12 protein-coding genes are annotated in these 12567 nt (G+C 70.4%); 6 read left to right on the plus strand and 6 right to left on the minus strand.

All coding sequences use genetic code 11. The annotated features are described in order from the left end of the window. Positions 1 to 17: 17 nt before the first annotated feature. The 5 genes from AB0I67_RS22740 to AB0I67_RS22760 all read right to left on the minus strand — a co-directional run bounded on the left by AB0I67_RS22740 (position 18) and on the right by AB0I67_RS22760 (position 4012). A complete protein-coding gene (locus tag AB0I67_RS22740) occupies positions 18 to 509 on the minus strand; it encodes a flavin reductase family protein (protein WP_357926825.1) in 492 nt (163 codons plus the stop codon). Further along, entirely contained in the window at positions 506 to 1015 is a 510-nt protein-coding gene (locus tag AB0I67_RS22745; protein ID WP_357926828.1) for an NAD(P)H-dependent oxidoreductase, read from the minus strand. Before AB0I67_RS22745 ends, AB0I67_RS22740 begins: the two co-directional genes overlap by 4 nt. Before the next feature lie 107 nt (positions 1016 to 1122). Then, positions 1123 to 2187: an MBL fold metallo-hydrolase gene (locus AB0I67_RS22750; RefSeq protein WP_357926829.1), complete on the minus strand. Its 1065-nt coding sequence runs from the start codon at positions 2185 to 2187 to the stop codon at positions 1123 to 1125. After that, positions 2184 to 3455 (minus strand): MFS transporter, encoded by a 1272-nt coding sequence (locus AB0I67_RS22755; RefSeq protein WP_357926832.1) that lies wholly within the window; start codon positions 3453 to 3455, stop codon positions 2184 to 2186. The genes AB0I67_RS22750 and AB0I67_RS22755 overlap by 4 nt, the downstream gene beginning before the upstream one ends. Then, the gene (locus AB0I67_RS22760; RefSeq protein ID WP_357926835.1) at positions 3452 to 4012 is read right to left on the minus strand and encodes a winged helix-turn-helix domain-containing protein; all 561 of its coding nucleotides are present in this window, start codon (positions 4010 to 4012) and stop codon (positions 3452 to 3454) included. The genes AB0I67_RS22755 and AB0I67_RS22760 overlap by 4 nt, the downstream gene beginning before the upstream one ends. A gap of 73 nt (positions 4013 to 4085) precedes the next feature. On the opposite strand from AB0I67_RS22760, the gene AB0I67_RS22765 reads away from it, so the two are divergent. The 6 genes from AB0I67_RS22765 (at position 4086) to AB0I67_RS22790 (ending at position 11719) form a co-directional block, all read left to right on the plus strand. Further along, positions 4086 to 4730, plus strand: coding sequence for a phenylalanine--tRNA ligase beta subunit-related protein (locus AB0I67_RS22765; RefSeq protein WP_357926838.1), 645 nt, complete (start codon positions 4086 to 4088; stop codon positions 4728 to 4730). A gap of 204 nt (positions 4731 to 4934) precedes the next feature. Further along, positions 4935 to 8564 carry a multifunctional oxoglutarate decarboxylase/oxoglutarate dehydrogenase thiamine pyrophosphate-binding subunit/dihydrolipoyllysine-residue succinyltransferase subunit gene (locus tag AB0I67_RS22770; RefSeq protein ID WP_357926841.1) on the plus strand — a complete coding sequence of 1210 codons (3630 nt, stop codon included), beginning with the start codon at positions 4935 to 4937 and terminating at the stop codon, positions 8562 to 8564. A 130-nt stretch (positions 8565 to 8694) separates the two neighbouring features. Then, on the plus strand, positions 8695 to 10014 hold the full coding sequence (locus tag AB0I67_RS22775; RefSeq protein ID WP_357926843.1) for a Fic family protein: 1320 nt from the start codon (positions 8695 to 8697) through the stop codon (positions 10012 to 10014). Between the two features lie 5 nt (positions 10015 to 10019). After that, positions 10020 to 10199 (plus strand): DUF6104 family protein, encoded by a 180-nt coding sequence (locus AB0I67_RS22780; protein ID WP_357926846.1) that lies wholly within the window; start codon positions 10020 to 10022, stop codon positions 10197 to 10199. A 51-nt stretch (positions 10200 to 10250) separates the two neighbouring features. Further along, positions 10251 to 11051, plus strand: coding sequence for a DUF4097 family beta strand repeat-containing protein (locus AB0I67_RS22785; RefSeq protein ID WP_357926849.1), 801 nt, complete (start codon positions 10251 to 10253; stop codon positions 11049 to 11051). Beyond that, complete coding sequence (locus tag AB0I67_RS22790; RefSeq protein ID WP_357926853.1) at positions 11048 to 11719, plus strand: helix-turn-helix transcriptional regulator; 672 nt, start codon at positions 11048 to 11050, stop codon at positions 11717 to 11719. The genes AB0I67_RS22785 and AB0I67_RS22790 overlap by 4 nt, the downstream gene beginning before the upstream one ends. Before the next feature lie 58 nt (positions 11720 to 11777). On the opposite strand, the gene AB0I67_RS22795 is transcribed toward AB0I67_RS22790, so the two are convergent. Beyond that, entirely contained in the window at positions 11778 to 12560 is a 783-nt protein-coding gene (locus tag AB0I67_RS22795) for an oxygenase MpaB family protein (RefSeq protein WP_357926856.1), read from the minus strand. Positions 12561 to 12567 lie beyond the last annotated feature (7 nt).

A 12567-nucleotide genomic window follows, 5' to 3' on the forward strand; every position in this document is an offset into this window, starting at 1 on the left:
TGTACGGCTTGCCGTACCTAAAGCGGGTTCTCCCGGAAGTGGCCGAAGCGCCCGCGGTGGTAGAGCAGCGGCCGGGCCGGGTGGATCTCGGCCTCGATGACCTCCCCGACCACCAGCACGTGGTCGCCGATGTCGTGGTTGGCGTGCGGCCGGCAGACGAGGTGGGCGGCGGCCCCGGCCAGCAGCGGCGCCCCGAACCGGCCGGGCCGCCACCGGGTGGGCCCGCCGAAGCGGTCGATGCCGCGCCGGGCGAACCGGGTGGCCAGCCCCGCCTGGTCACCCGCCAGCACGTTGACCGCGAAGTGGTCGGCCAGCCGGAGCCACGGCCAGGTCGTGGAGTCGCGGTCGATGGAGAACTGCACGAGCGGCGGGGCGAGGCTCGCGGAGGAGAAGGACGTGGCCGTGAGCCCGACCGGCACGTTCTCGGAGAGCGCCGTGACGATCACCACGCCGCTGGCGTGCTGGGCCAGGGCGCTGCGGAAGGTGTCGCGGTCGACGGTGACGGTCATCGCAGCACCGCTCCCGCCTGGATCTGCGGGGCGACGCGGGCGGCCCAGTCGTCGAGCAGGGCGGGGTCGGCCAGCCGCGACTCGGCCACGGCGAGCCCGGGGGTGGGCACGTGCGCGCCGAGCTCGACCAGCAGGGGACGGAAGTGGGTCTCGACGGCCAGGGAGTGCTTGGGGTCGGCCATGACCAGCAGCGGCAGCGCGCTCTGCCCGGCCAGCGCGTCGCCCGGCAGCCGGTCGAGGAAGGCCTTGAGCAGTCCGGTGTAGCTGGCCTTGTAGGTGGGGCTGGCGTAGATCGCGATCTCGGCCTCGGCGACCAGTTCGAGGGCGATCTCCAGGGCCGGGTGCGCGCCGGGCGAGAGCACCACCCCCGCCAGCGCGGACAGGTCGACGGTGTCGCGCGGCCCGGCGTAGCCGAGGCGCGCGGCGAGCGCGTCGGCGGCGCGGTGCGCGACCTCGCGGGTGCGGGAACCGGCCCGCGGGTTGCCGACGACGGTGACGAGACTCATGCGGCCTCCAGCCCGTATGCCCGCGCGGCGTGCGGCCCGCGCCGGGGGTGAACCTCGCTCATGCCCACGACGCTACGAAACGGGGACCGTTAAGTCAACATTTCCTACTAGCTTTCCATGGAATACCAGATGTCCACGTCACCGGCCTGATGCCGGACCCGGCCCCGAGCCTCCAGCCACGCCAGGTGCGCCAGCGTCTCGTTGTTGGCCGCGCGCCGCATGAACGCCGGGATCGTCTCCCACGGCCGCGACCAGGTGAGCCGGGTGGCGATCGTCCAGCAGTCGGCCCCGCCGGTGTCGGCGACGACCTTCTCGATCTCCGCCAGCCGCTCCTCGTGGTGGGCCATCACGTAGTCCACCCGCTCGGCCAGCTCCAGGAACCGGTACTCGTGCGCGGGCAGCACCTCGTCCACCTCGAAGCGGCGCACCGCGGCCAGCGAGTCGAGGTAGTCGGCCAGCGGGTTGGGCCCCGACTGCGGGTGCACGGCGACGATCGGCGTGATCTTCGCCAGCACGTGGTCGCCGGAGAACAGCAGCCGCCGCCCCGGCGAGACGAAGCAGAGGTGGCCGGGCGAGTGCCCCGGCGTCCAGATCGCGCGCAGGTCCCAGCCGGCCAGGCCGACCTGCTCGCCGTCCTCGATCAGCCGGTCGGGCAACGCCGTGGAGACCATGTGCCTGATCATCATCGACGCCCCGGCCAGCTCGTCGAGCGTCTCCCCCGGCACGCCGGACCGGACCAGCAGGGCGCGTTCCCGCGCCACCAGCGACTCGATGAACTCGTCGTCGTACCGCTCCCGCAGCAGCCCGGCGTCGGCCGGGTGGAGGGCGATCCAGGCGCCCGACACCTCCCGGATGCGCCCGGCGAGCCCGTAGTGGTCGGGGTGGATGTGCGTGACCAGCACGCCCTTGACGTCGGTGATCTCGTAGCCGGCGATGGCGAGCCCGGCGCACAGCGCGCCGAACGCCTCGTCGGTGTTCCAGCCGGCGTCGATGATCGCCACGCCGTCCGGCAGCTCCAGGGCGTAGACCAGGACGTACCGCAGCGGGTTGATCGGGATCGGCACCGGGATGGACCACAGGCCGGGGCGGACCTTCTCCACCGCGGGCAGTTCGCCGCCCAGCCACGCGGCTCGCTGGGTCTCGCTGGCCGGGGTCACCACGAACTTCGTCATCCACCCATTGTTACAGAATCATGTTCTGCCGCACGTGCCGCCGGCATCCGGACGAAGAGCAGCAGCGAGACCAGCAGCAGGCCCGCGGCGACCGCCCAGGACGCGGCCACCCCCTGCGCCGCGGCCAGCGCGCCCAGCGGGATGTTCACCAGCGCGCCCCCGGCCTGCAGCGACAGCGAGTTGACCGAGGTCACCGTGCTGCGCTGCTCGGCGGTGACCGCGTGGTGCGTCATCTCCTGCACGAACAACCCGGCCAGGCTGAGCCCGACGAAGAGCACGACGTAAGCGCCCGACGCGCTCACCAGTCCGGCGGTCCCGTCCAGGTGCGCGGTCAGGGCGAGCGCCGACAGCGCGCAGCAGGCGATCAGCGCGCCGGTCAGCACGCCGCGCACCCCCGCGCCGCTCCCGCCGAGCAGCCGGCCCGCCCAGGGCGCGAGGGCCGCCCCGGCGGCGCTCCCGGCGAAGCCCAGCGCGGCCACGACCGCGTAGAAGGTGCTGCCCAGTCCCGCCGCCCCGGCCAGCTCGGCCAGCCGGCCGGGGGTGAGCAGCTCGACCGAGGTGAGGGCGACGCCGTTCACCACCGAGTAGGCCACCAGCCGCCGCAGCACCGGGCCGCGGGCGGCCAGCCGTACGCCGGAGACCACCGTGGCGGGCACCTCGCGCAGCACCGCGGCCGCCGACCGGCGCGGGTGCGGCGGCTCGGGCAGCGCGAACAGCACGGTGACCAGCAGGACGAGCGCGGCCCCCGCGGCGAGCAGCACCGGTACGGCCAGCACCGCGGAGTCCTCGCCCGGCGCCAGCAGCGGCACCAGGCCGCCCAGCCCGACGCCCAGGCACAGGGCCAGCGAGCCCATCGAGTTGCCCAGCGCCAGCCCGGGCCGCAGGTCGGCCTCCGGCCCCTCGACGGCGTGCAGGGTGTCGACGTACCACGCCTCGGCCGGGCCGCTGGACAGCGCGCGGGCGACGGCCTTGAGCACGATCGCGGCGGTGAACGCCCAGATGTCCTGCGCGACGGCCGTCAGCAGGAAGGCCGCGACGGCGAAGGCGGCCGAGGCGGCCAGCACCCGGCGGCGGCCGATCACGTCGGACAGGCCGCCGGTGGGCAGCTCCAGGCTCAGCGTGACGACCGAGAAGACGGTCATGACCAGGCCGACCTGCGCCAGGCTCAGCCCGCGCGAGGTCATCAGCAGCACGCTCACCGGGATGGAGAGCGCCACCGGGAACCAGAGCAGGAAGCTCACCAGGCCGTAGCGGCGGCGCGGGTTCACGACGGATCACCGCCCATCCGGCGCGGGTAGGCGGCGATGTAGACGCTGACCTGCTCGGCGCCCTCGGCGTAGTCCCGTTCCAGTTCCTCCTTGATCTCCGCGATCCGGTCGAAGAGCCGCTGGACGCCCTCGGGATTGAGGTAGGCGAAGAAGTCCGACATCCCGGGCGTGGCCCGCCACTCCGGCGGCCAGTCGGTGTCGCGGTGTTCCCGCATCGCGCGGGCCAGGCCGTCGAGCTGACGGGCCTCCATGATGGCGACAGCCTCGCGCCCTTCGGGGGTGGCCGACATCTGCGCCGGGTCCCAGGAGGTGAACTGGTGACGGGCCCGCCAGCGGCGCTCGCGGCCGTCTTCCGAGGGGTCCTCCTCGATGAAGCCGTACTTGGCCAGCTCGCGCAGGTGGTAGCTGGTCGAGCCGGAGCTCTCGTCCACCTTGCGGCCGAGCTGGCTGGCGGTGGCCGGGCCCTCGGCGCGCAGCAGGCCGAGCAGGCGCACCCGCAGCGGGTGCGCGACGACCTTCAACACCTGGGGGTCACTGATCAGGTACTGGTGCTCCATGACCCCAGAGTAAACCGCAAAGACAATTTTGCAAAGAGTATTCTGCGATAGTTCGGAGCTCTAACCTGGAAGCATGCTTGACGACATCCGCGTGGACGAGGCGATCTTCCAGCTCCGGCCCGACTTCGCCTGCCTGGCCATCACCGCGTACGGCCTGCGCAACGGCCCCACCGACGAGCGCTCCCGCGCCTGGCTGGAGGAGGCCTCGGCCCGCCCCGTGCAGGCCGAGAAGATCGAGTCCTGGCGCGAGGCGTACAAGACCTTCGGCGCCAAGCCCTCCCGCACCCGGCCCAGCGTCGACGCGCTCACCCGCCGGCTGCCGCTGCCGGAGATCAACCAGGTGGTCGACGCCTACAACACGATCAGCGTCAAGCACTGCCTGCCGATCGGCGGCGAGGACCTCGGCCACTACGAGGGCGCCGCCCGGCTGGTCGTCGCCACCGGCGAGGAGGCCTCCGAGGAGGCCCTGGGTACCCCCGAGCCGGGCGAGGTCATCTGGCGCGACGACGTCGGCGTCACCTGCCGCCGCTGGAACTGGCGTCAGGTCGCCCGCACCCGGATCACCGAGGAGACCACCGACGCGCTCTTCCTCCTGGAGCGGCTCGAACCGCTGTCGATGGAGGAGCTGAAGGAAGCCGGCGAGGAGCTGGTCGACCTCCTGAGCAAGCTGTCCCCCGACGTCCGGATCGTCACCAGACTCATCACCTCGGGGAACTAAACACGGGTTTCCGATGTTGATACCGAATGGTGACAATGGCTGCACCACCCGGATTGACTAGGGGCGCGTGACCACTTTGGATCGTCCTGAGGGGGCGGATCGAGGTCGGCACGTTCCTCGGGCGCATCCTGCCAGTTCGGGCGAGTAGCCTTGGACAGGTTCTCTAACATCAACGCCGATCTGCGGAAGAGGGCGATTTCCGCCGTGTCGTCTGAGTCGTCGCGGACAAACCCGCTGGCAAGCTTTGGGCAAAACGAGTGGCTTGTCGACGAGCTGTACCAGAAGTATCTCCAGGACCCCGAGTCGGTCGACAAGGCTTGGTGGAACTTCTTCGCTGACTACAACCCTGACTACGGACCGGGCCGACCCCCGGTCAGGGAGGCGGCGAACGGCCCGGTGACCACCGCGCCCGCTCCGGCTCCCGCTCCTACAACCGTGGAGAAGCCGAAGGTGAGCACGCCGATCCCGGCCGGCGCTGAAGAGGTCAAGCTCCGGGGCGCCGCAGCGCGCACCGCGGCGAACATGGACCTGTCGCTGTCGGTCCCGACCGCGACGAGCGTCCGGGCGATCCCGGCCAAGCTGCTCATCGACAACCGCATCGTGATCAACAATCACCTGAAGCGCGGTCGCGGCGGCAAGGTCTCCTTCACCCACCTGATCGGCTACGCCATCGTCAAGGCGCTCCGGGCGATGCCGGAGATGAACTACTCCTACGCCGAGGTCGACGGCAAGCCCACGCTGGTCAAGCCCGAGCACGTCGGCTTCGGCCTGGCGATCGACGTCCAGAAGAGCAACGGCGACCGCCAGCTCCTCGTGCCCTCCATCAAGGGCGCCGACGACATGGACTTCCGCCAGTTCTGGATGGCCTACGAGGACGTGGTCCGCAAGGCGCGCGCCGGCAAGCTCGGCGTCGACGACTTCCAGGGCACCACGATCTCGCTGACCAACCCCGGCACGATCGGCACCGTGCACTCCGTCCCGCGCCTCATGCCCGGACAGGGCACGATCATCGGCGTCGGGGCGATGGAGTACCCGGCCGAGTACCAGGGCGCCTCCCCCGACACGCTGAGCCGCCTGGCCGTCTCCAAGGTCATGACGCTCACCAGCACCTACGACCACCGGATCATCCAGGGCGCCCAGTCGGGCGACTTCCTGCGCACGATCCACCGGCTGCTGCTGGGCGAGGACGGCTTCTACGACGAGATCTTCGAGTCGCTCCGCATCCCGTACGAGCCGGTCCGCTGGGTCCAGGACATCTCGGCCTCCCACGACGACGACGTGGCCAAGTCCGCCCGGGTCATCGAGCTGATCCACGCCTACCGGGTCCGCGGCCACCTCATGGCCGAGACCGACCCGCTGGAGTACAAGCAGCGCAAGCACCCCGACCTCGACATCCAGTCGCACGGCCTGACGCTGTGGGACCTGGAGCGCGAGTTCGCCACCGGCGGGTTCGGCGGCAAGCCGCTGGCCAAGCTGCGCGAGATCCTGGGCGTGCTGCGCGACTCCTACTGCCGCACCATCGGCATCGAGTACATGCACATCCAGAACCCCGAGGAGCGGGCCTGGATCCAGGCGCGGGTGGAGAAGCCGTACAAGGCCCCCGACCGCGCCGAGCAGCTCCACATCCTGGGCCGGCTCAACACCGCCGAGGCCTTCGAGACCTTCCTGCAGACGAAGTTCGTCGGCCAGAAGCGCTTCTCGCTGGAGGGCGGCGAGTCGCTCATCCCGCTGCTCGACTCGGTGATCGACGCCGCCGCCGACGACGCGCTCGACGAGGTCGTCATCGGCATGGCCCACCGGGGCCGCCTCAACGTGCTGGCCAACATCGTGGGCAAGTCCTACGCCCAGATCTTCGGCGAGTTCGAGGGCAACATCGACCCCCGCACCGCGCACGGCTCCGGCGACGTGAAGTACCACCTCGGCGCCACCGGCGAGTTCTCCGGCCACAGCGGCAAGGCCATCACGGCCTCCGTGGTCGCCAACCCCTCCCACCTGGAGGCGGTCGACCCGGTGCTGGAGGGCGTCGTCCGCGCCAAGCAGGACCTCCTGGAGCGCGGCGAGGAGGGCTTCACCGTCCTGCCGATCCTGGTCCACGGCGACGCGGCCTTCGCCGGCCAGGGCGTCGTGGCCGAGACGCTCAACCTGTCGCAGCTTCGCGGCTACCGCACCGGCGGCACCGTGCACGTGGTGGTCAACAACCAGGTGGGCTTCACCACCTCGCCCGCCTCCTCGCGGTCGAGCGTCTACGCCACCGACGTCGCCCGGATGATCCAGGCGCCGATCTTCCACGTCAACGGCGACGACCCCGAGGCCGTCGTGCGCGTGGGCAAGCTGGCCTTCGAGTACCGGCAGGCGTTCCGCAAGGACGTCGTGATCGACATGATCTGCTACCGGCGCCGTGGCCACAACGAGGGCGACAACCCCGCCTACACGCAGCCGCTGATGTACGACATCATCGACGCCAAGCGCTCCACCCGTAAGCTCTACACCGAGGCCCTGATCGGCCGCGGCGACATCACGGTCGAAGAGGCCGAGCAGGCGCTGCGCGACTACCAGGCCAAGCTGGAGCAGGCCTTCACCGAGGTCCGCGAGGCGGCCAAGAAGCCGCAGGAGAGCAGCGGCGAGCTGCGCGTGCCGCCGACCGAGGTCGTCAAGTGGTCGCACACCGACACGCCCACGGCGATCTCCGACGAGACGCTCAAGCGCATCGTCGACACCCAGCTCAACCTGCCCGAGGGCTTCACCGTCCACCCGCGGCTGGGCCCGATCATCCAGCGCCGCGGCCCGATGGTCGAGCAGGACCAGATCGACTGGGCCATGGGCGAGACCATCGCCTTCGGCTCCCTGCTGATCGACGGCCACCCGGTCCGCCTGGTCGGCCAGGACTCCCGCCGGGGCACCTTCGTCCAGCGCCACGCCGTGCTGGTCGACCGGGTCACCGGCGCCGAGCACACCCCGCTCAAGGCCTTCAACCAGGGCACCACGAAGTTCTACGTCTACGACTCGCTGCTGAGCGAGTTCGCGGCGCTGGGCTTCGAGTACGGCTACAGCACCGTGCGTCCCGACGCCCTGGTGGCCTGGGAGGCGCAGTTCGGCGACTTCGTCAACGGCGCCCAGACGATCATCGACGAGTTCATCTCCTCGGGCGAGCAGAAGTGGGGCCAGAAGTCGGGCGTCGTCCTGCTCCTGCCGCACGGCTACGAGGGTCAGGGCCCCGACCACTCCAGCGCCCGCATCGAGCGCTTCCTGCAGGTCTGCGCCCTCGACAACATGACCGTCGCCCAGCCGACCACGCCGGCCAACTACTTCCACCTGCTGCGCTGGCAGGTCGAGTCGGGCCGGCACAAGCCGCTGGTGGTCTTCACGCCCAAGTCGCTGCTGCGGCACAAGCTGGCGACCTCCAAGGCGGCCGACTTCACGCAGGGCACCTTCCAGCCGGTCATCGGTGACACCACCGTCGACCCGGCCCAGGTGACCAAGGTCGTGATGGTCTCCGGCAAGCTCTACTACGACCTGGTGCAGGGCCGCGACAAGGCCGGCCGCCAGGACGTGGCGATCGTCCGCCTGGAGCGGCTCTACCCGTTCCCGCAGGAGGAGCTCGACGCCGAGCTCGCTCGCTACGGGTCCGGCGTCGAGCTGGTCTGGGCGCAGGACGAGCCGGTCAACATGGGGCCGTGGCCGTACCTCACGCTCAAGCTGGCCGAGAACCCCGACCTGTTCGGTGGCCGCAGCCCGCGCCGCGTGAGCCGTACGCCCAACAGCTCCCCCGCGGCCGGCTCGCACGCCGCCCACGACCGGGAGCTCGAAGAGATCCTGCACCAGCTCTTCGGCTGATCCAGCCGTAAAGAAGGCGCCCCCGCTGTTCGCGGGGGCGCTTTCTTCGTTTTCGGAGGCACTTAGCTGCTAATCTGTGAGCTGTTAGCAGCTAATTAGCTGCTAACGGTTGCAGACTTAGCAGGTACCGATGCGACGACCCAAACGCCCTCCCGCCTGGCGCGATCTGATCACTGCACGACTTCTGCCGCATATCCAGCAGGTCGGCCCGGAGACGCCCTACCGGCCCTGGGATGAGTTCCGACGGCGTCCCACCCCGGCCGGCCTCTCTCCCGAGGAGCACTGGGCGGTGACCAAGCTCGCGAGGGCGGGCATGCGCCGGGAGCTTCCGCTGATGGACATCTCCGGGGAACCGTTCAGCTTCGCGTTGCCTGACGAGGTGTTGAGGAGTGTCGACTGGATCACCAGGCACTCCAGCGGGCAGATCATCGGTCCGCCCTCGGCCATGACCGACGACAGCCGCGATCGGTACATCGTCAGCTCCCTCATGGCCGAAGCGATCACTTCCAGTCAGATGGAAGGTGCGGCGACCACCTTCGCAGTGGCCAAGGAGATGCTCCGAACGGGCCGCCGGCCCCGCACACACGACGAGCGGATGATCGTCAACAACTACCAGGCGATGCGCCACATCGGCACCCTGCGTGGTGAACGACTCACTCCCGAGTTGGTCTGCGAGATCCATCGAATCGTCACGGAGGACACTCTCGACGATCCCGCCGGAGCCGGCCGCCTCCAGTTGCCGGGCGAGCCGCGAGTCGTGGTCGCGGACACGCTCGGCGAAGTACTTCACCAGCCGCCTCCAGCAGAGGAACTTCCCGAGCGCTTGGCCCGGCTCTGCGCCTTCGCCAACGGCGAGGACGAGCGGGTGTACGTCCCACCGGCCATCAGGGCGATCATCGTGCACTTCATGCTCGCCTACGATCACCCCTTCCGCGACGGAAACGGCAGGACGGCCCGCGCGCTGTTCTACTACTCCATGCTCAACCAGGGCTTCTGGCTCATCGAGTTCGTTTCGATCTCCCGGCTGCTGAAAGGCGCCCAGGCGCGCTACGGTCGAAGCTTCCTGCACAGCGAAGACGACGAGGGCGATCTCACCTACTTCACCGTCTACCAGTTGGAGATCTTGAAGCGAGCCATCACCGACCTGCACGACTACATCAAGCGCAAGGCGGAGGAGAGCGACCGGCTGCGCCGCGCGCTGAGTGGCCGGGCCGGGGAGTTCAATCACCGGCAGCTCGCGATCCTCGACCGCGCGATCAAGCAGCAGTCGGCTCGCTTCACCGTCGCGTCGCACGCGTCCAGTCATAATGTCGCCAGCCAGACCGCACGCACCGACCTGCGCGAACTGGAGTCGCGAGGGCTGCTCCTGCGCGTCTCGCACGGCCGCGGGCACGCCTGGGTTCCGGTGGAGGGACTGGCGAATCTGCTCAGTTCACCGCCAGTAGGCTGAGGCCCATGTACTTCACCGACAGGGGGATCGAGGAGCTCGTTTCGCGGCGTGGCGAGGAGGAGGTCAGCCTCACCTGGCTGGGCGAGCGGCTGCGCGAGTTCGTCGACCTGAACCCGGAGTTCGAGACGCCCGTGGAGCGGCTGGCGACGTGGCTGGCGCGGCTCGACGACGACGAGGACGAGTAGCGATCCGCGATATATCTTGAGTTTCCAGGCAACGCGACATATCGTGTATGCATGGAGTGGACCATTGACGAGCCGGGGCAGCTCACCTTCGACTCGGTGACCGCGCTCAACGTGCGCACCGTGGCCGGCCGGCTGGACGTGCTCGCGAGCGACGACGGGCCTTCGGTGCTGGAGGTCACGGAGATCAACAGCTCCCCCCTCATCGTCACCCACGAGGAGGACGGCACGCTGACCATCGCCTACCAGGACCTCACCTGGGACGGCGTGCTGTCCTGGTTGCGCGGCCCGGCCAAGCGCAGTTGCAGCCTGACCATCACCGTGCCGAAGACGTGCCCGGTCAACGCCGGCGTGGTGACCGCCTCGGCGGTCGTGGCCGGCTTCGAGCGCCGCACCCGGGTGCGCAGCGTCTCGGGCGAGGTCACCCTCGACGGGGTCAGCGGCGATGTGGCCGCCGAGACCGTCTCGGGGCCGCTGGAGAGCCGCGCGATGGAGGGCGACCTGAACTTCAAGAGCGTCTCCGGCGACCTCACCGTCGCCGGCGGCTTCCCGCGCCGGCTGAAGGCGACGACCGTCTCCGGCCGGATCACCGCCGACCTGCGGTTGCGCCCGACCGGTCACGTCACCATCAACACCGTGTCGGGAGACGTCCTGGTACGGCTGCCGCCCACCGTGGACACCGACATCACCCTGCGCTCGACCACGGGCCGGCTCGACTCCGCCTTCGACGGGCTGTCGGCCTCCCAGCGGCCCGGGTCCAAACACCTGTCCGGGCGGATCGGCGGCGGCATGGCCGAACTCTCGGTCAAGTCGGTCTCCGGCCGGGTGACCCTGCTCAAGGGAGACAAGGAATGAGCCCCGTCTTCGGGCACGGCCGGCTGCGCCTGTACCTGCTCAAGCTGCTGGAGGAGAGCCCGAGGCACGGCTACGAGGTGATCCGGCTGCTCCAGGACCGCTTCCTGGGCGTCTACTCGCCCTCCCCCGGCACGATCTACCCGCGCCTGGCCCGACTGGAGGAGGAGGGCCTGGTCACGCACGAGGTCATCGACGGCAAGAAGGTCTTCTCGCTCACCGACCAGGGCCGCGCCGAGCTGAACGAGCGCCTCGACGAGCTGGCCGAGCTGGAGCAGGAGATCTCCGCCTCGGTCCAGGACATCGCGCGCGAGGTCAAGGAGGACGTGCGCTCGACCGTCCGGTCCCTGCGCGAGGAGCTGGCGCAGGCGGCCAAGAACGTGCGCAGCAGCGGCACCTCGCAGTGGACCCGCTGGCAGGACGAGAGCGACCGGTGGAGCCGCGAGTGGCGGCGCATCTGGACCGACGCGTGGAGCACGCTGGGCGGGGGTTACGACGACGACGCCGAGGAGCGGGCGCAGCTCGACGCCGACCTGGGCGAGCTGCTGGCCGACTTCGTCGCCCGGGTCCGCCAGGACGCCTCCGCGGGCCGGCTCACCCGCCGCTCCCTGGAGGAGGCCCGGCGGGCGCTCGACGAGGCCGCCGCCCGGATCGGCGACACCCTGCGCTGAGGGCGCTGAGGGCGCTGAGGGCGCTGAGGGCGCTGAGGGCGCTGAGGGCGCTGAGGGACTAGCCCCGGGCGGCCCGGCGGGCGCGGTAGGCCAGCGGCATGTACCGCACCCGTTCCGGCAGCCGCGGCGCCACCGCCGCGGCCGCCCGGCCGATCGCCCGCAGCAGCCGCTCCCGCCGGGCCGACCACCGCAACCCCAGCTTCTCCCGTACGGCAGGCGGCAACGTCCCCACGGTGATGAAGTAGTTCAGCTCGCTGGCCGGCACCCCCACCGGCTTCCACACCAGCCCCGGCACGTACGGCGGGCTGGGCGTGGCACGCAACGTCGCCAGCACCTCGATCGCGGTCGGGTGCGCCTCCAGCCGCTCGGCCACCATCCGGTCGAAGTAGGCGGCATACCCGGCCAGGTCGTCGAAGGGCGAGCGCACCCGCAGCAGCCGCCCGAGCGCCTGGAAGTCGTCGAACATCGCCCGCTCGTCCACCGGCCCAGCGCCGAAGATCCGTTCGAGGGTGCGGAACTGCTCGAACAGGCTCCAGTGCACCCAGGCCCAGGCCTCCGCCTGCAACGCGTGGTACGGCCTGCCGTACTCGTCGACGCCCTTGATCCCGGCGTGCAGGTCGCGCAGCCGGCGCACCTCGGCCTCGCCGTCGGCGTAGACCCAGCGCTGCACCGAGCCGAGGGTGCGGCTGAGCCGTCCCCAGGGGTCGGTGCGGAAGTCGGAGCGCTGGGCGACCGCGGCGCCGACCGCCGGGTGCATGGTCTGGAGGACCAGCGCGCTCCCGGCGACCAGCAGATTTCGGTATTCACCCGCCGTGTCCCACAATCTCGTCCCAGGCCCCATGGACGAG

Source organism: Nonomuraea sp. NPDC050310, from assembly GCF_040655795.1.
GTDB lineage: Bacteria > Actinomycetota > Actinomycetes > Streptosporangiales > Streptosporangiaceae > Nonomuraea.